The following is a 16026-nucleotide window of genomic DNA, read 5'->3' on the forward strand; positions in this document are numbered from 1 at the left end:
AAGGAGAAGGAATGCGCCAGCGGATCAGAGACATCGAGGAGTTCTGGCGTTTCCTGCTGCAGCGCTTCATCAGCGACAACGGTTTCAACAGCGCGGCGGCCCTCACCTACACCAGCCTGTTCGCCGTGGTCCCGATCATGACGGTGACCTTCACCATGCTCTCGGTGATCCCGGCCTTCCAGGGCATGGGCGAGCAGATCCAGCGGTTCATCTTCCACAACTTCGTGCCCAGTACCGGCGAGGCCGTGCAGGAGTACCTGCAGGGCTTCACGCTGCAGGCGCGGCACCTGACCTGGGTGGGTGTGGGGCTGCTGGCCATCACGGCCTTCACCATGCTGGTGACCATCGAGAAGGCCTTCAACACCATCTGGCGCGTGCGCCAGCGGCGCCGGGGCATGGCCAGCTTCCTGCTCTACTGGGCGGTGCTGAGCCTGGGGCCGCTGCTGCTGGGCGCGGGCTTCGCGGTGAGCACCTACATCACTTCCCTGGCGCTGCTGTCCAGCCTCAACGAGATCGCCGGCACTCGCGCGTTGCTGGGGTTCACCCCGCTGCTGTTCAACGTGGCGGCCTTTACCCTGCTCTATGCGGCGGTGCCCAACGTCCGCGTGCCCCTGCGGCATGCCGTGGTGGGGGGCGCGTTCACGGCACTGTTGTTCGAATTGGCGAAGGCCTTGTTCGGCCTGTATGTCAGCCTCTTTCCCGGCTACCAGCTGATCTATGGTGCGTTTGCCACGGTTCCGCTGTTCCTGCTGTGGGTCTATGTCTCATGGGTGATCGTGCTCTTTGGTGCGGAGCTGGTGTGCAACCTGGGCCATTCGCGCCACTGGCGCCGCCAGGCCTTGCCGCGGCTGCTGGTGGTGCTGGGCATCCTGCGGGTGATGCATGACCGCCAGCAGCGTGGCCTGCCGGTCCGCCACCTGGATGCGCAGCGTGCCGGCTGGCTGCTGCCGGAGGATGAGTGGCTGGAGCTGATGGACTTCCTCGAGGCCCAGCACCTGGCCTGCCCGGTGGCGGTGGGTTCCTGGGTACTGTGCCGCGACCTTTCCAGCTACAGCCTGCACCAACTGCTCAACCACTGCCCCTGGCCGTTGCCGAAACCGGCGCAGTTGCCGGGCCACTTGGACGAGCCCTGGTATCCGGCGCTCAAGGTCGCGTTGGAGCGGCTACAGGAGGATCAGCAGGCATTGTTCGACAAAAGCCTGGCCAGTTGGCTGCGGCCGGTCGAGGAGTGACAAAAAAGGTCAGCTGGTTGCGGGTGTCTGTTTCGTGGCGCTTGGTATCTGGCGTGTAACGGTGGGGCGCCCCTGCATTCGGGATGACTGGCACGTTTCTGGCAGATATCTGTACAACATGCCATCACCCTGCCAGCAGGCGGGCCGCAAGGACTGAAGTACTTCTATGAGCAAGGGCAGATCGAAGGTTGTCCACCTACATGAGCGTGATCCGGAAGAGGCCCTCGAACGCCTGAACCGCATCACCGGGCTGCGTTTCACCCGCTGGCCGGAGTCGCTGGTGCCGCCCAGGACGGCGGATGACGCGCTGCCGGTCAGGCCGGACGAGTCGACGCCGCCCACCAGTGATGCTGCGCGCGCCTGACACGGTTGCCGCATAAATGAAAAACCCCGCCAAGGCGGGGTTTTTCATGTCCGGTTGTTGTCAGGCCATGGCCTGGCGGCTGTCGCTGACGGCCTGTTCGACGGCCTGCACGAACAGTTCTTCGACCTGCAGGCTCTGGCAGGGGACGGCGGATTTCAGGCGCACCTGCATGTCCTCGATGCGTTGCCGGGCGGGCAGGCGGGCAATGCCGGAGAGGAGGATCTTGCCGTGTGCGTTGACCTTGCCGTGGTCGACCATGACCTCGCGGCGGGTTTCGCCATCGCGGTAGCTCACCAGCAGCGACACCGGCAGGCTGGCCAGCCCAGGCAGTTGCAGCCAGGCGGCGACGTTGAATTCGGCCACGCGACCCTCGTAGGGGGTCACTACGAAATGCGCGCCTTCGACGATTCGGGAGGGAACGGGGCCGATCAGTTTGTCGAGGTTCTGAGACATCGTGGGGATTCCTGTCTTCGGGCAGGGCGGCGGACGGTAGGCCGCTGATTATAGGAATCGACGGGCGGGGAAACTGTGCGCTTGAGCGGCGCGCGGCGTGACTCGGCTCGCAGTTTGGCCGATCAGGCAAGTTTCAGCGGGTGGCGGGCCACCAGGGGCGTCGCCAGGTTCGCGGCAGGCAGCGGCAGCATGGCCTGGCTGTTGACGCTGGCGAGCTGGAGCCAGAGCTGTTCGCCTTCGACGAACTGGTCCTGGGGCAGCCACAGGCCGTGGTGCCAGCCGTTGCCGGGGGCCGGGGTGCTCTGCAGGACGCCGGGGTGGGTCTGGGCGTTGGGGGCGCGTCTCAGCCAGACGGGGCGGGGCAGCCCCTTGAGGTAGCGCAGCCCGATATGCAGGCCCTCGCGGTTGCCGTGGCGCCAGCGCACCAGGGCCAGGGTGGGGGTGCCGCTATTGAGCAGCAGCACCAGTTGGCCAACCGCCAGTTGCGGTGCCTGGTGGGGCAGGCAGAGCAGGCGCGCGCCGCCGGCGCTGGCGTCCTGCATGCGCGCTTCGATGGCCCCGGGGCGCTGGGCCAGCAGGTGGGCATGGATGGCAGGCAGGCCGGCCACCAGGGTGCAGGCGGTTTCGTTCTCGGTTCGGACATGACGTCGCTGCTGGCGACCCAGCCAGTTGGCGCTGACGCGCTCCAGCAGGTCGTGCTCGACCGGGCTTTGCAGGGGCGCGGGTTCGTACAGGGCCACCAGCAGGGGGCCCAGTTCGAGCCTGCGCAACTGGGCGGACGGGGCGCGGGCGGGCTGGTCCAGTGGCAGGTAGGGTTGCGGTAGGCCGAGGTCGACGACGGGGCCCTCGGATTCGTCCTCGCCGTCCCAGGGCAGCAACCGGGCGAGGCCGGCCAGGGGCGCGAGTGCGCCGAACAGCAGCGGGCACTCGCCTTCGGTGAGGTGGAACGGGTTGCTCAGGGCCAGCAGCAGGACCTGCTGGTAGAGGCCGCGCAGGGTATCGGCCGGGGTTGGGCGGAAGGCGGCGGCGACCGGTTCGTCCAGGCAGCCCTGGTGCTCGCCGATCCAGTACAGCAGGTGGCTGTCACGCCAGAGGGCGCCGGGCGGCTCCTGGTACTGCTGGTAGTGGCGCATGAGCGTCTGCGCGGTGAAGTGCTGGGCCATGTAGAGGCACCAGGCGAGGTGCGGAAGCGAGGGCTGGCGGCCCTGGAGGATCTGCAGCAGCAGGCGCTTGAAACCGGCGGCCAGTTCGGCGCAGTAGCGCAGGAACAGTGGCGGTGGGGGGCGGGACTCGATGAAGTCGACGGCGTAGTGGCGGTATTCCTCGCTGAAGCTTTGCAGCGCCCGCTGCCTTTCGAGTAAGGTCACCGCACTTCGATTGAGGCGGAACAGCTGTCCCAGGGCCTGTTGCAGGCCGGTCTCCAGGGGCAGCAGCCGGGCGCTGGCCAGCGCGGGGTTGAGCCCCATGAGGCAGCTGCCATCCTCGTCGACGATGTCCGGTACCTCGAGGCGCAGGGCATCCAACGTCATATCAACCCCGCAGGTACGAGGATCGACGAGATGGGATCACGACTCCAGGCTGTTTTCGGGGCGCTCATCGTTTCGGGGGCCGCTCTGTTGCTGGGAGGCTGTTCTGAGGATCTGGGCCTCGATCAGCATGGGCAGAAGGTAACGAGTGAGCGCTTCGAAAACCAGTGGCTGGTCATCAATTACTGGGCCGAGTGGTGCGCGCCGTGCCGCACGGAAATCCCCGAGCTGAACGCTCTGGCTGAACAGCTGAAGGGGCAGGGGGTGCAGGTCATGGGGGTGAACTTCGATGGCTTGCAGGGCGCCGAGCTGGAAAAGGCGAGCCGCCAGATGGGCATCGGCTTCACCGTGCTGGCCCAGGACCCTTCCGAGCGCTTCAAGCTGCCGCGCAGCGAGGCATTGCCGGTGACCTACATCCTCGATGCCCGTGGCCAGGTGCGCGAGCGCCTGCTGGGCGAGCAGACCGCGAAGGGCTTGAGCGAGCGGCTTGCAGGCCTGCGGCAGGAGAAACCGTGATGGCGAGAATCTGCATGCATGGCTACGTCAGCGGCAAGGTGCAGGGCGTCTATTACCGCCAATCCACCCAGGAAGAGGCCGACCGGCTGGACCTGGATGGCTGGGTGCGCAACCTTGAGGATGGCCGCGTAGAGGTGCTGTTCGAGGGTGAAGAGGCTGCCGTTCGTGAGTTGGCAGCCTGGCTGGAGCAGGGCCCCGAGGAGGCACGGGTCAGCGCCGTGGAACTGGAGGTTCACCCGTTGCAGGGGATCGCGGGGTTCGTGGTCCGTCGCTGAATCGGCATGGCCGTCACCTTGTGACGGCCTACTCGCCTTCACCCGGGTCGGCCACCAGGCGGCCGGCATCCTTCATCAGCGCCTTGAGGAATTCCTGCTGGAGTTCCGGATCATTGCGCGTCAGTTCGATCAGGCTCTGTTCCAGTTCGCTGGCTTCTTCTTCCAGGCCCAGCTCGGAGAGGCGCTTGACGCGGTGGACCCACTGGGACACCTCGTCGTCTTCCAGGTCTTCGTAGATCAGCGCGTGGGCTTCCTTGAGCTTGCCGCGCAGGTCACGGCTGACCATCAGGGTGGTTTCGGCGCGGGCGCCGTCCTGCGGGTCTTCGACGCTCAACAGCAGCTTGCCGACGCGGCTGATGTCCTGGTCGGCGAAGGGGCCATCCAGCAGGTTGAGGCGCAGCACGCCATGGCGGTCGGTGAGCAGCTCGCTGGTCTGCTTGCCGGCGGTGACCATCACCGGGCGTTCCGACCAGGGCAGGCTGGAATACTCGACGCGCTTGTCGCGCTGTTCTTCGTCGATGCTGGCCAGGTTCTGTTCCGAGCGCCCGTTGGACTCGACGTTCATGAACGGGTTGAGCCCGGCGAAACCGTAGCTGATCCAGTCCTTGGTGGCGGTGTCGGGCAGGCTGCCCAGCAGGGCGACGTTGAGGACGTTGGCGCCTACACCGGCCACCACTGCGACGGCCCCGAGCGGGATCTCGTAGATCTCGCGCCAGGGCTGGTAGGGCGTGTAGCGGTCATAGCGGCGGGTGACTTCGAATTCGGTGACTTCGAAGGTCTTCTGGTCATAGACCCGCACGCGGCGTTGCGGCAGTTCGAGGACACGGGGTTCGCCAGCGTCGACCTGCAGGGCGTGGTTGAGCAGCTTGCGCTCGACACGCTCCTCATGTTCGCTGCGTTGGGGCAGGTGGTTGGCGCAGCCGCCGAGGAACAGGGAGCTGCACAAGGCAGCTCCCAGGAGGCGGGTGGTACGACGCTTGGACATGTCTTCTCGATCAGCGGTTGAGGCGGGCCTTGATGAAGGACAGCACGTCGTCGACGGCAACGGGCTGGCTTTCGGTCTCGCGACGGTTCTTGTATTCCAGGTTGCCATCCGCCAGGCCGCGTTCGCTGACGACGACGCGGTGAGGGATGCCGATCAGCTCCATGTCGGCGAACTTCACGCCGGGGCTGGTCTTCTTGTCGCGGTCGTCCAGTAGCACTTCGATGCCGGCGGCGGTGAGGTCCGCATACAGCTTGTCGGTGGCTTCCTTGACGGCGGGGGTCTCGTACTTGAGCGGAACCAGGGCTACCTGGAAGGGCGCCAGGGCGTCCGGCCAGAGGATGCCGCGGTCATCGTTGTTCTGCTCGATGGCGGCGGCCACCACGCGGGAAACGCCGATGCCGTAGCAGCCCATGATCAGGGTGACCGGCTTGCCGCTCTCGCCCAGTACGCTGAGGTTCATGGCCTCGCTGTACTTGGTGCCGAGCTGGAAGATGTGGCCGACTTCGATGCCGCGCTTGATCACCAGGGTGCCCTTGCCGTCGGGGCTGGGGTCGCCGGCGGCGACGTTACGCAGGTCGGCGACTTCGGGCAGCGGCAGGTCGCGCTCCCAGTTGACGCCGAAGTAGTGCTTGTCGTCGATATTGGCGCCGATGGCGAAGTCGCTCATCAGGGCCACGGAGCGGTCGACGATGCAGGGCATGGGCAGGTTCAGCGGGCCGAGGGAGCCTGCACCGGCGCCGATGGATGCACGCAGTTCTTCTTCGCTGGCGAAGACCAGCGGGCTGGCGACCAGGGGCTGGTTGGCAGCCTTGATCTCGTTCAGCTCGTGGTCGCCACGGACGATCAGGGCCACCAGGGTGCCTTCCTCGGCGCCGTGGACCACCAGGGTCTTGATGGTCTTCTCGATCGGCAGGCCGAACTTCTCCACCAGGGCGGCGATGGTCTTGGTGTCGGGGGTGTCGACCAGGCGCAGCTCCTCGCGGGGGGCCTGGCGCTCCTTCTCACGCGGTACGGCTTCGGCCTTCTCGATGTTGGCGGCGTAGTCGGAGCTGTCGCTGAAGACGATGTCGTCTTCACCGGACTCGGCCAGCACGTGGAATTCGTGGGAGCCGCTGCCGCCGATGGAGCCGTTGTCGGCCTGCACGGGGCGGAAGTCGAGGCCCAGGCGGGTGAAGACCTTGCAGTAGGCGCCGTACATGACGTCGTAGGTTTCCTGCAGGGAAGCCTGGGAGTCGTGGAAGGAGTAGGCGTCCTTCATGATGAATTCGCGGCCACGCATCAGGCCGAAGCGCGGACGGATCTCGTCACGGAACTTGGTCTGGATCTGATACATGTTGATGGGCAGCTGCTTGTAGCTGTTCAGCTCGTTGCGGGCGAGGTCGGTGATGACTTCTTCGTGGGTGGGGCCGACGCAGAATTCGCGACCATGGCGGTCTTTCAGGCGCAGCAGCTCGGGGCCGTACTGCTCCCAGCGACCGGACTCCTGCCACAGCTCGCCGGGCTGGATGGCCGGCATCAGCACTTCCAGCGCGCCGGCGGCATTCATCTCTTCGCGGACGATGGTCTCCGCCTTGCGGAGTACCCGCAGGCCCATCGGCAACCAGGTGTAGAGGCCCGACGCCAGCTTGCGGATCATGCCGGCACGCAGCAGCAGCTGGTGGCTGATCACCACGGCATCGGCGGGAGTTTCCTTGAGGGTGGAAAGCAGGTACTGACTGGTACGCATGTTTGGCCGTTTCGTCGGTTGCGATGGGTTTGAGTGGCTGGGCATTGTACGGCGCTCATCGGGGCGCGTACAGGTTGCGGGTCCAACCGTGATAGGAGGGTAGTGATGTCTTCATTGAGTGCTCAGCAGGTGCAGGCGCTGATTCGGGAAGGGGTGCCGATGGCGGCGGATATCGACTTGCAGATCGACCTCCTCGATACCCGCCGTGCCCTGGCACGGGTGCCCTTCCAGCCTCGCCTGGTCCGCCCGGGCGGCACACTGTCCGGCCCGACCATCATGGCGCTGGCCGATGCGGCGATGTACGCGGTGGTGCTGGGCAGCCTGGGGAGGGTGGAGATGGCGGTCACCAGCAACCTCAACATCAACTTCCTGGCGAAACCCAGGCCGGTTGACCTGCTGGCCGATGCTCGCATCCTGCGTTTGAGCAGGCGTCAGGCTGTGTGCGAGGTTGCGCTGTATTCGGTGGGGGCGGAGGAGGAGATGGTGGCCCATGTGACGGGCACCTATGCGCTGCCGATATGAATGACGGGACAGCGGAAAAGAAAAAGCCCGGCTAGGCCGGGCTTTTTCGTGAGTTCGCTATCCGTCCTGTGTTAGAGGATGTCCAGCGGGTACTCGGTGATGACGCGAACTTCATCCACAGCGCTGCTGCCAGCGGAGTAGAAACCGCCCATATCATTGTTGGAGCGCCAAGTCGCGTGACGGACGCGGAAGGACAGGTCTTTCGCCGGGCCTTCCTGAACGACGTACTTGACTTCCAGATCGCGTTCCCACTCTTTGCCGTCGCTGCCAAATGAGCCGGCGTAGGCGCCATTTGCATCGGCCTTCGTACCGTCGGCATGAGTACCGGTGATGTATCGGGCCATAAAGCTCAGGCCAGGAACGCCCAGGGTCGCCATGTTCAGGTCGTAGCGCAATTGCCAGGAACGCTCATTCGGAGCGTTGAAGTCAGAGTACTGAACAGAGTTCGCCAGGAAGATGGAGTCGCCAGAGTTCTGACCGTCCATCGAGATATAGTCGAAGGGCTCGTCACCGTTCACGCGTTGATGAGCCAGGGTCAGCTTGTGAGCGCCGATGGAGTAAGAAGCAGCCAGAGAGAAGGTGGTGTTGGAAATATCACCGGCCTTCGATTTGCCTTCATCATTGGTGCGGTAGATGTTGAAGTCAAAGCCCAGAGCTTGATCATCAGCCAACGGCAGGGTGTAGTTTACGTTGCTGTAGTACTGGCGGTAGATATCTTCCAGCTCTGCACCGTAGAGGCTCACCGACAGTTGATCATTGATGGTGTAGGTGCCACCAACGTAGTCGGCGTTTTTAGCGTCAATTGCGCCACCGTAGGCGAGAGTGATGTCACCGTCGCGGTTAGTGGAGGCGCTGCCGTCACGGATAGAGGTGAAGTGGCCAGCATCAATCGACAGGCCTTCGATCTCTTTGCTCAGGATCTGGAAGCCTTCAGCGCTGCCGGGGAACAGGCGAGCAGTGCCGGTAGCGAACACAGGCGCAACCGGAATCAAGTTGCCGTATTTGAACTCGGTGTTGGAGACGCGAACTTTAACCGCACCGCCAGCGTAGGAGTAATCATCTTGAGAACGACCGTCGGAGCCGGTGGGGAACAGTCCGGTGCCGGAGGTGCCCTTGCCGCTATTCAGTTTGATACCGAGCATGCCGTGAGCATCAACGCCGAAGCCGACGGTACCTTGGGTGTATCCGGACTCGTAGGTGGCCATGATGCCGTGAGCCCACTCATTACGGTAGTTCTGGCGGTCAGAAGCGTTGTTACGGAAGTCACGGTAGAAGGCGTAGTTCTTGTTCAGCACAGACAGCTTGCTGTCTTCGACGAAGCCCTTGGACTCGTCCTGGGCGCTGGCGAACGCCAACTGGGTGGTACCGGCGGTCACGGCCAGGGCCAGTGCGCTCCACTTCATCACTTGCATTGTGATTGCTCCTTTGGTTTTGAAGATTCTCGCCGCTTTCTTATTTATTGAAGGCGGTTCTTTCTTTTTGTGTCGGCGCTAACTTATAGCACGACGTCTCAAGATGGCGATAGCTGGGCTCCGCTCCTTACGAAAACTTCACGGCCATGTCGCAATTCGGGTGGGCGCGTGTCGCATATTCGTAGTTCTTGCTTCAATCCCTTGGTTCTTGTTTTTCTGCGGTCGTTACAGGCACTTAGTGCAACTAGGCCTGGCGCGACGTTCGCGTCCGGAACAGGCGTACCGAGATGACCCGGTCGACCATGGCGTTGCATAAAGCAACATCCGTGCACAAACCATACAAGCCTGCTCTTGCTGCTGTGAGTTTTCCGCCGGGCCTGCAGGTGTTGGGAAGAAATGATAGCTGGGTATTGGTCATTTGTTCTCGATGCGACCGAAACGGCTGCCTGAGGTGTTACGAGGTAACGCCTCACGGTGGTGCGTGTGGTCGATTCTGGTGCATGGCGGTAACCCTGCCGGGTTTGGCTGTCCCGGTCGGTGACGGTTGGGTATTCTTCGCAGCCATTTCTTGCCCCGTTTGATGGGTGTTTTGCATGACTGAGGTGAAGATCGCCATGTTCAATCTGGACCCAAGGCTTCAGCAGGATTGCCGGGTGATCGGGGACTACCCCCTTTCCCGCCTGTTGCTGATGAACGACTCGCAGTATCCCTGGTTCATTCTGGTTCCTAGGCGGGAAGAGGTGAGCGAGCTGTTCCAGCTGGACGCTGCCGATCAGCAGCGGCTCTGGAAGGAGGCGGTGTCGCTGGCCGAGGTGCTGAAGGACAGTTTCGGTGCGGACAAGATGAACGTCGCCACGCTGGGTAACGTTGTCAGCCAGCTTCACGTGCACGTGATCGCCCGGCGCAAGAGCGACGCTGCCTGGCCGGCTCCCGTGTGGGGGCGTGCTCCTGCCATTCCCTACACCGAAGAGCAGATCTCGGACCTGCTGGCACGTCTGCGCCTGGTCCTGACGGATGATTTCCGATTCGCGGAGGAGTAAGGCATGAGTCTGGAAATGCGCGTGATGGAGCTTGAGACTCGCCTGGCTTTCCAGGACGACACGATCCAGGCCCTCAATGATGAGATCGTGGCACAGCAGCGGATCGTCGACCGGTTGCAGATGCAGGTCGCGGCGCTGGCACGACGGCAGGAGGAGCTGCTGAGCCAGTTCGGTGCTTCCGACGGCGATGAGGCGCCGCCGCCCCATTACTGAGCTGTGACTGTTTCGCCTCTGTATAAAGAAGAAGCCCGCCGTGATGGCGGGCTTTTTCATTGGCTTGGTATTGCTCAGCGGCGGCCGGGCAGGGCGGCGATCACGTCTTCCGCCTGCAGGCCTTTGTCCCGCTGCATCACGGTGAACTCGACGCGCTGGCCTTCCACAAGGACGCGATGCCCTTCGCCACGGATGGCGCGGAAGTGGACAAAGATGTCGTCGCCCGAGTCCCGGGAGATGAAGCCGAAGCCCTTGGAGGTGTTGAACCACTTCACCGTGCCGGTTTCACGGTTGCTCATGTCCTGCAGGATCGGGGCGGCCTGGGTGACCTTGCGCAGGTTCAGCAGCAGGTGCAGAGCGACGGCGAGGAAGCTGGCCAGCAGGCTCAGCAGGATGGCGGGCTTGCCGCCGATTTCCGGGATCGGTGCCAGCAGCACGGCGATCTGCAGGATAACCGCGAGCACCAGCAGGACGGAGACAGACGCCTGGAGCTGGCTGCGGGTGCCGCGTGCCCAGACGGGAACGACGGGCGCCATCAGCAGGTTGAGCAGCCCGATCAGAGCGAGGTAGAGGGCGTCAGGTTGCTGCAGGTACGGCAGGGCATCACCGCGCAGGCTGGGAATGAAGGACAACAGGAGCGCAGCAGCGCCCGTCAGCAGATGGACGATTTTCAACATGTTCAATGGACTCACCTTGATAGGAAACGCACAACGGAAAGAGCGGGCGCGCCGGTAATCCGGTAAAGAGGTCGCGCCAGCCTATGCCTGTAACCCTGCTGTGTGGCGGGTTGCAGGCACCGGGCGCTATTTAACAGGAAAGACTAGGGCTACTCAAATCAAGCAGTTAGCGCAGCTTCTGGCGCGCCGGGATGGACCTGGTTGCGGCCGTTGCGCTTGGCCTGGTAGAGGGCATCGTCGGCTCGGGTGAGCAGGCTTTCCAGGTTGTCGCCCGGTTCGGCCAGGGCGATGCCAAAGCTGGCAGTGATGGTGTCCAGCACCTGGTCGGTGCGGCGTACCTTGACGCGCAGGGATTGGAACTTCAATCGCAGCATCTCGGCGAAGGCGCGGGCACTGGCCAGTTCATGGCAGTCGCGCAAGACGACACAGAACTCCTCGCCACCGTAGCGGGCTGCCAGGGCGCGCGGGGGCAGCAGGTCCTTGAGCAACTGACCGACATGCTGCAGCACGCGATCACCCAAGGGGTGGCCGAAGTGGTCGTTGAACTGCTTGAAGTGGTCGATATCCAGCATGATCAGGGCCAGGCCGGCTGTGTTTTCTGCCAGGGCCTGTTCCAGCAGGCGGGTGAAAGCGTGCCGGTTGAACACCTGGGTCAGGCTGTCCAGCGTGGCGGCCATCTGGGCTCGTTCCAGTTGCAGGCGCAGGGTGTGGATTTCGGCCTGGGCGGCGCGCAGGCGGTAGAGGAACTGCTCCTGCTGGTCATGCATCAGCTGGGTGCTCTGGTGCAAGTCGTTCAGCACGCTGGGCAGGTCGTCGATGATCGGGTCATGCAGGGCGGCCAGGCCCGCTTCCAGGCTTTGCTGGTAGACCGTGCTCCCCACGACGCTCCGGCTGACATCCGTCTCGATGTCGTCCACCAGTTCGATGACTTGCTGCTGCCCTGCGCGGGCCTCTTCCAGTTCGCCTCGGATGATGAAGTCGCGGAACAGCTTCACTGCCGAATCAGGCGGGAAAGCGTCGAAGTCCTTGACGATCTTGTCCAGGCGGCGGTTGAGGTCGGGCTGCTTGCCCTGGCTGTAGGTGTACCAGAGGGCGTAGTGGATGGGGTTTGGCGGAATGTCATGGCGAACCATGAGCGGGACGGCCTGCTTGAGCAATTCCGCTGCCTCGCGGGTCTCCTCCGGATAGAGTTCGAGCAGCAGGGGGGATTTGGAGGGCTGGCTCATCAACGGGTACTGACAAGGAGGGAGATTGTGCGAAGCATAGTTCAGGCGGGGTGCTGTCGCCCAGCAAAAAGGCCCGGCGAACCGGGCCTCTCGGAAGGTATGGAAGGTCAGGCAGCCAAAAGGCTGCGCAGCATCCACGCGGTCTTTTCATGGACCTGCATGCGCTGGGTCAGCAGGTCGGCGGTCGGTTCGTCGCTTACCTTGTCCAGTAGCGGGAAAATGCCGCGTGCGGTTCGAACCACGGCCTCCTGGCCCTGGACCAGTTGCTTGATCATGTCTTCTGCAGCCGGAACGCCTTCTTCTTCCTTGATGGAGGACAGGCGGGCGTAGGCGGCGTAGGTGCCGGGAGCCGGGAAGCCCAGGGCGCGGATGCGCTCGGCGATGGCGTCGACGGCCAGGGCCAGTTCGGTGTACTGGGCCTCGAACATCAGGTGAAGGGTGTTGAACATCGGACCGGTCACGTTCCAGTGGAAGTTATGGGTCTTCAGGTAAAGGGTGTAGGTATCCGCCAGTAGGCGGGAGAGGCCTTCGGCAATGGCTGCGCGGTCCTGTTCGGCGATTCCGATGTTGATTTCCATACGTCTCTCCTCAGTGGTGCGGGCCGGCTAGGGCCCGTGATCGGCAGAGACTAGCACAGGGAAATGGCGCTTCGATGCCGGTAAAAATCAATGGTTGCGATGCCTTATGCCTATCGTCGCGCATCGGGGAGCGGCTGCGCGGCGGGCGTTACAGCCGGGTCAGGTGGGGCTCTTCGCCGAGGCAGGCGTTGAATACCTCGACCCAGTGGGCGCTGAACTGGCTGCCGGCCAGGCCATTGATCTCCAGGATCGCACGCAGAACGGGGCGCTTGCTGAGCGTCTGGTGGGCGCGTTCGTGGGTGCGGGCGTCGAAGGTGTCGACGATGTTCAGGATCAGCGCGCCGGGGACGATCTCCGCCTCGCGCAGCCCTTTGGGGTAGCCGCTTCCGTCCGCGTGCTCCTGATGCTGAAGGATGATCTCGGCCGCTTCGTCCCACTGGGGCAGGCGTCGCAGCAGATCGGCGCCCATCCGAGGATGCGCTTGCATCAGACGGCGCTCCTCCCGAGTCAGGCGTTCGGCCTTGTGCAGGAGGGGGAGGGGCATCAGCGCCATGCCCAGGTCATGAAGGCACACGGCCGTGGCGAGTTGGCGCGGGTCGACGGGGTGGCCGGCGCGGCGGTTCATCGCCAGTGCCACCTCCAACTGGCGCTCACCCCGGCCGAGCCAATAGTGCGAGCGCCGCTCGGCGGCTTGCATGAGGTCGAGGAAGAACGCCAGGTCGGGGTCATCCGATAGCCCGTGGCGTGTCAGGGCGCCGGTGGCTGTTACGGGGTCGGCCTGTGGTGTGGTCAGTCGCGTGTTCGGGTCCAGGCGGAACAGCAAGGCCTGGCGCATCTCTGTCTGCCGTTGCCCGGGCGCCTGGGCCAGCGACGACAGCGCCTTGGCCAGTGGCAGGGTGTCGGGTGGCAGCCCAGGCTCACCGGCCAGTGCGCCCCTGACCAGATCGCGCAGGCGATCCAGTATCAGCAGCATGATGTCGCCCAGCAGGCTGTCGAAGGTCAGCCGCCCCTCGCGCAACTGGTCGAGGACATCCTCCAAGGCCTGAGGCAGGGTGTTGAGGCGTTCGAGGCCGACGTAACCCAGGTTGCCCTTGAAACTGTGGACCTGGCGGAAGAGCTGGCGCAGTCGCTCCGGATCGGTTGGCGTGCGCTCAAGGTCGATCAGCAATTGCTCGCAGCGATTGAAGCCCTCGTAGGCTTCCTGGCGGAAATCATCAAGGAGGTCCTGATTGAAGTCGGCTGGGCGTTGGGTGGCCATGGCGAGGCTCCGCGTGCTCGGGGATTTGAGTATAGAAAGCCTGTGGGCGGGCGGCTGCGCGGTATCGATTAACCATATATAATCCGGCCCTTTGCCACGGTTGCGGGCCTGTGCTCGGCCTGCCGAAGCACCGGGGCGATGCGCCTCCGGTCGCCTTGTCGGCCGGTCTGGCGCCGATGGACGATATTTCCCCTCGTGCCCAGCGGCCCGACGAATTCACGACTCAGAGAAGCGAAACACGACCATGATGCGCAGCCATTATTGCGGCCAACTGAACGAGAGCCTGGACGGCCAGGAAATCACCCTTTGCGGCTGGGTTCACCGCCGTCGCGACCATGGCGGGGTCATCTTCCTTGATATCCGCGATCGTGAAGGCCTGGCCCAGGTGGTCTTCGACCCGGATCGTGCCGACACCTTCGCCAAGGCCGACCGCGTGCGCAGCGAGTACGTGGTCAAGATCACCGGCAAGGTGCGCCTGCGCCCCGAGGGTGCGCGCAACGCCAACATGGCGTCCGGTGCCATCGAGGTGCTGGGCTATGAGCTGGAAGTACTGAACCAGGCCGAAACCCCGCCCTTCCCGCTGGACGAGTACTCCGACGTGGGCGAGGAAACCCGCCTGCGCTACCGCTTCATCGACCTGCGTCGCCCGGAAATGGCCGCCAAGCTGAAGCTGCGCTCGCGCATCACCAGCAGCATACGCCGCTACCTGGACGAGAACGGCTTCCTCGACGTCGAGACCCCGATCCTCACCCGCGCCACTCCGGAAGGCGCCCGCGACTACCTGGTGCCCAGCCGCACCCATCCCGGCAGCTTCTTCGCCCTGCCGCAGTCGCCCCAGCTCTTCAAGCAGCTGCTGATGGTGGCCGGCTTCGACCGCTACTACCAGATCGCCAAGTGCTTCCGCGACGAGGACCTGCGTGCCGACCGTCAGCCGGAATTCACCCAGATCGACATCGAGACCAGCTTCCTCGATGAGAACGACATCATGGGTATCACCGAGACCATGATCCGCAACCTGTTCAAGGAAGTGCTGGATCTGGAGTTCGGCGAATTCCCCCACATGACCCTGGCCGAAGCCATGCGCCGCTATGGCTCCGACAAGCCGGACCTGCGTATTCCGCTGGAGCTGGTGGACGTGGCTGACCAACTGAAGGATGTCGACTTCAAGGTCTTCTCCGGCCCGGCCAACGACCCGAAAGGCCGCGTCGCCGCCCTGCGTGTACCGGGCGGTGCGAGCATGCCGCGCAGCAAGATCGACGAGTACACCAAGTTCGTCGGCAACTACGGTGCCAAGGGCCTGGCCTACATCAAGGTCAACGAGCGCGCCAAGGGCGTCGAGGGGCTGCAGTCGCCCATCGTCAAGAACATCGCCGAGCCGAACCTGAACGTGATCCTCGATCGCGTAGATGCAGTCGATGGTGACATCGTGTTCTTCGGTGCCGACAAGGCCAAGGTCGTCTGCGACGCCCTGGGTGCTCTGCGCATCCGCCTGGGCCACGACCTGAACCTGCTGACCTGCGAGTGGGCCCCGCTGTGGGTGGTCGACTTCCCGATGTTCGAAGAGAACGACGACGGCAGTCTCACCGCCATGCACCACCCCTTCACCTCGCCCAAGTGCAGCCCGGAAGAGCTGGAGGCCAACCCGGCCGCCGCGCTGTCCCGCGCTTACGACATGGTGCTCAACGGCACCGAGCTGGGTGGCGGTTCGATCCGTATCCACGACAAGGCGATGCAGCAGGCGGTGTTCCGCGTGCTGGGCATCAGCGAAGACGAGCAGCAGGAGAAGTTCGGCTTCCTGCTGGACGCCCTGAAGTTCGGTGCTCCGCCGCACGGCGGCCTGGCCTTCGGCCTGGACCGCCTGGTGATGCTGATGACCGGCGCCTCGTCGATCCGCGAAGTGATCGCCTTCCCGAAAACCCAGAGTGCCGCCTGCGTCATGACCCAGGCGCCGGGTGTCGTGGATGCCAAGGCCCTGCGCGAGCTGAACATCCGGCTGCGCGAGCAGCCCAAGGCTGAGTAAGTA

General features: G+C 64.0%; 17 protein-coding genes. 8 read left to right on the forward strand and 9 right to left on the reverse strand.

All coding sequences use genetic code 11. The features are described 5' to 3' along the window. The first annotated feature begins 11 nt into the window (after window positions 1-11). A complete protein-coding gene (locus FBY21_RS27110; RefSeq protein WP_074971898.1) occupies window positions 12-1232 on the forward strand; it encodes a YihY family inner membrane protein in 1221 nt (406 codons plus the stop codon). Window positions 1233-1398: 166 nt separating this feature from the next. Next, window positions 1399-1596 (forward strand): hypothetical protein, encoded by a 198-nt coding sequence (locus FBY21_RS27115; RefSeq protein WP_044414154.1) that lies wholly within the window; start codon window positions 1399-1401, stop codon window positions 1594-1596. Window positions 1597-1656: 60 nt separating this feature from the next. On the opposite strand, the gene FBY21_RS27120 is transcribed toward FBY21_RS27115, so the two are convergent. Beyond that, window positions 1657-2049 (reverse strand): hypothetical protein, encoded by a 393-nt coding sequence (locus FBY21_RS27120; protein WP_044414152.1) that lies wholly within the window; start codon window positions 2047-2049, stop codon window positions 1657-1659. Between the two features lie 122 nt (window positions 2050-2171). Further along, on the reverse strand, window positions 2172-3578 hold the full coding sequence (locus FBY21_RS27125; protein WP_142015390.1) for a PilZ domain-containing protein: 1407 nt from the start codon (window positions 3576-3578) through the stop codon (window positions 2172-2174). Between the two features lie 30 nt (window positions 3579-3608). Between FBY21_RS27125 and FBY21_RS27130 the strand changes: the two genes are divergently transcribed. Continuing rightward, window positions 3609-4091, forward strand: a complete 483-nt coding sequence (locus FBY21_RS27130; RefSeq protein WP_142015394.1) for a TlpA disulfide reductase family protein — start codon at window positions 3609-3611, stop codon at window positions 4089-4091. Further along, window positions 4091-4366, forward strand: a complete 276-nt coding sequence (locus FBY21_RS27135) for an acylphosphatase (RefSeq protein ID WP_044414143.1) — start codon at window positions 4091-4093, stop codon at window positions 4364-4366. The genes FBY21_RS27130 and FBY21_RS27135 overlap by 1 nt, the downstream gene beginning before the upstream one ends. A 28-nt stretch (window positions 4367-4394) precedes the next feature. Here FBY21_RS27135 and FBY21_RS27140 read toward each other — a convergent pair whose 3' ends face one another. Together FBY21_RS27140 and FBY21_RS27145 are read right to left on the reverse strand one after the other, a co-directional pair. Continuing rightward, window positions 4395-5351, reverse strand: a complete 957-nt coding sequence (locus tag FBY21_RS27140) for a hypothetical protein (RefSeq protein WP_044414140.1) — start codon at window positions 5349-5351, stop codon at window positions 4395-4397. 10 nt (window positions 5352-5361) lie between these two features. Beyond that, window positions 5362-7077 carry a proline--tRNA ligase gene (locus tag FBY21_RS27145; RefSeq protein ID WP_142015397.1) on the reverse strand — a complete coding sequence of 572 codons (1716 nt, stop codon included), beginning with the start codon at window positions 7075-7077 and terminating at the stop codon, window positions 5362-5364. A gap of 114 nt (window positions 7078-7191) precedes the next feature. Here FBY21_RS27145 and FBY21_RS27150 point away from each other — a divergent pair, with 114 nt between their 5' ends. Beyond that, window positions 7192-7599: a PaaI family thioesterase gene (locus FBY21_RS27150; protein WP_253543941.1), complete on the forward strand. Its 408-nt coding sequence runs from the start codon at window positions 7192-7194 to the stop codon at window positions 7597-7599. 71 nt (window positions 7600-7670) lie between these two features. Here FBY21_RS27150 and FBY21_RS27155 read toward each other — a convergent pair whose 3' ends face one another. Then, window positions 7671-9011 (reverse strand): OprD family porin, encoded by a 1341-nt coding sequence (locus FBY21_RS27155; RefSeq protein WP_074971891.1) that lies wholly within the window; start codon window positions 9009-9011, stop codon window positions 7671-7673. A gap of 614 nt (window positions 9012-9625) precedes the next feature. Here FBY21_RS27155 and FBY21_RS27160 point away from each other — a divergent pair. Together FBY21_RS27160 and FBY21_RS27165 are read left to right on the forward strand one after the other, a co-directional pair. Next, window positions 9626-10051 (forward strand): HIT family protein, encoded by a 426-nt coding sequence (locus FBY21_RS27160; protein ID WP_142016632.1) that lies wholly within the window; start codon window positions 9626-9628, stop codon window positions 10049-10051. Between the two features lie 3 nt (window positions 10052-10054). Beyond that, the gene (locus FBY21_RS27165) at window positions 10055-10264 is read left to right on the forward strand and encodes a SlyX family protein (protein WP_142015406.1); all 210 of its coding nucleotides are present in this window, start codon (window positions 10055-10057) and stop codon (window positions 10262-10264) included. Between the two features lie 74 nt (window positions 10265-10338). On the opposite strand, the gene FBY21_RS30405 is transcribed toward FBY21_RS27165, so the two are convergent. The 4 genes from FBY21_RS30405 to FBY21_RS27185 form a co-directional block, all read right to left on the reverse strand. Then, complete coding sequence (locus tag FBY21_RS30405) at window positions 10339-10941, reverse strand: cold-shock protein (protein WP_142016635.1); 603 nt, start codon at window positions 10939-10941, stop codon at window positions 10339-10341. A 158-nt stretch (window positions 10942-11099) separates the two neighbouring features. Continuing rightward, window positions 11100-12167: a GGDEF domain-containing protein gene (locus FBY21_RS27175; RefSeq protein WP_044414125.1), complete on the reverse strand. Its 1068-nt coding sequence runs from the start codon at window positions 12165-12167 to the stop codon at window positions 11100-11102. 107 nt (window positions 12168-12274) lie between these two features. Then, window positions 12275-12745, reverse strand: a complete 471-nt coding sequence (locus FBY21_RS27180; RefSeq protein WP_044414123.1) for a Dps family protein — start codon at window positions 12743-12745, stop codon at window positions 12275-12277. Window positions 12746-12893: 148 nt separating this feature from the next. Next, on the reverse strand, window positions 12894-14003 hold the full coding sequence (locus FBY21_RS27185) for an HD domain-containing phosphohydrolase (protein WP_142015410.1): 1110 nt from the start codon (window positions 14001-14003) through the stop codon (window positions 12894-12896). Window positions 14004-14247: 244 nt separating this feature from the next. Here FBY21_RS27185 and aspS point away from each other — a divergent pair, with 244 nt between their 5' ends. Continuing rightward, the gene (aspS, locus tag FBY21_RS27190; protein WP_142015413.1) at window positions 14248-16023 is read left to right on the forward strand and encodes an aspartate--tRNA ligase; all 1776 of its coding nucleotides are present in this window, start codon (window positions 14248-14250) and stop codon (window positions 16021-16023) included. Window positions 16024-16026: the final 3 nt, after the last annotated feature.

Origin of the sequence: Pseudomonas sp. SLBN-26 (genome assembly GCF_006715895.1) — a bacterium.
GTDB lineage: Bacteria > Pseudomonadota > Gammaproteobacteria > Pseudomonadales > Pseudomonadaceae > Metapseudomonas > Metapseudomonas otitidis.

Excerpts from the sequence above, each read along its gene's own strand:
- FBY21_RS27110 (WP_074971898.1), top strand. The coding sequence starts at position 12 with ATGCGCCAGCGGATCAGAGACATCGAGGAGTTCTGGCGTTTCCTGCTG.
- FBY21_RS27115 (WP_044414154.1), top strand. The coding sequence starts at position 1,399 with ATGAGCAAGGGCAGATCGAAGGTTGTCCACCTACATGAGCGTGATCCG.
- FBY21_RS27120 (WP_044414152.1), bottom strand. The coding sequence starts at position 2,049 with ATGTCTCAGAACCTCGACAAACTGATCGGCCCCGTTCCCTCCCGAATC.
- FBY21_RS27125 (WP_142015390.1), bottom strand. The coding sequence starts at position 3,578 with ATGACGTTGGATGCCCTGCGCCTCGAGGTACCGGACATCGTCGACGAG.
- FBY21_RS27130 (WP_142015394.1), top strand. The coding sequence starts at position 3,609 with ATGGGATCACGACTCCAGGCTGTTTTCGGGGCGCTCATCGTTTCGGGG.
- FBY21_RS27135 (WP_044414143.1), top strand. The coding sequence starts at position 4,091 with ATGGCGAGAATCTGCATGCATGGCTACGTCAGCGGCAAGGTGCAGGGC.
- FBY21_RS27140 (WP_044414140.1), bottom strand. The coding sequence starts at position 5,351 with ATGTCCAAGCGTCGTACCACCCGCCTCCTGGGAGCTGCCTTGTGCAGC.
- FBY21_RS27145 (WP_142015397.1), bottom strand. The coding sequence starts at position 7,077 with ATGCGTACCAGTCAGTACCTGCTTTCCACCCTCAAGGAAACTCCCGCC.
- FBY21_RS27155 (WP_074971891.1), bottom strand. The coding sequence starts at position 9,011 with ATGCAAGTGATGAAGTGGAGCGCACTGGCCCTGGCCGTGACCGCCGGT.
- FBY21_RS27160 (WP_142016632.1), top strand. The coding sequence starts at position 9,626 with ATGTTCAATCTGGACCCAAGGCTTCAGCAGGATTGCCGGGTGATCGGG.
- FBY21_RS27165 (WP_142015406.1), top strand. The coding sequence starts at position 10,055 with ATGAGTCTGGAAATGCGCGTGATGGAGCTTGAGACTCGCCTGGCTTTC.
- FBY21_RS30405 (WP_142016635.1), bottom strand. The coding sequence starts at position 10,941 with ATGTTGAAAATCGTCCATCTGCTGACGGGCGCTGCTGCGCTCCTGTTG.
- FBY21_RS27175 (WP_044414125.1), bottom strand. The coding sequence starts at position 12,167 with ATGAGCCAGCCCTCCAAATCCCCCCTGCTGCTCGAACTCTATCCGGAG.
- FBY21_RS27180 (WP_044414123.1), bottom strand. The coding sequence starts at position 12,745 with ATGGAAATCAACATCGGAATCGCCGAACAGGACCGCGCAGCCATTGCC.
- FBY21_RS27185 (WP_142015410.1), bottom strand. The coding sequence starts at position 14,003 with ATGGCCACCCAACGCCCAGCCGACTTCAATCAGGACCTCCTTGATGAT.
- aspS (WP_142015413.1), top strand. The coding sequence starts at position 14,248 with ATGATGCGCAGCCATTATTGCGGCCAACTGAACGAGAGCCTGGACGGC.